The 536-nt window shown below is 76.3% G+C and carries 1 protein-coding gene; it reads right to left on the reverse strand.

What is annotated here, in order from left to right; genetic code table 11:
- Positions 1-536, reverse strand: a 536-nt coding sequence (locus AC2W7G_RS18310; protein ID WP_485869690.1) for an MFS transporter, incomplete at both ends; no start/stop codon positions are given.

Genomic DNA, 536 nt, shown 5'->3' on the forward strand with positions numbered 1-536 from the left:
CCAGCCCCAGCGCCTGCACGACGGCGTCGTTGGTCTGCATCGCGGCGCTCGCGGCGCCGTGCTCGCCGGCCGGCGCCGTCTCGAGCAGCAGCACCGACAGCGCGACGTCGCCCATGCCCATGCCGAGCCCGGCGAACGACCACAGCACCACCAGCAGGGGCAGCGGCACGGCCTCGACCAGCACCAGGCCGCCGGCGACGCTGCCGAGCGCGACCAGGCCCACGCCCAGCCGGACCCGACGGTGCTTGTCGGCGAGCGCGGGGAGGTTCGCGGCCAGCCACGAGCCGCTGAACCACAGCACCGCTCCCCCGGTGAGGAACATGCCGCCCTGGGTCGGGGTCAGGCCGCGGTGCTCGACCAGCGCGAGCGGCAGGTACGCCTCGACGCCGAAGAAGGCGAGCGACACCACGCCGCGGGTCGCGATGACCGACGACAGCCCGCGGCGTCCGGTCCAGGTGCCGGCGGGCAGCAGCGGCGGGACGGCGAGCACGGCCACGAGCAGGCCGGCGAGCAGGGGCGGCCCACCAGCCGTCGAA

It is taken from the genome of Aeromicrobium sp. PFPM2_SD2 (assembly GCF_057364525.1).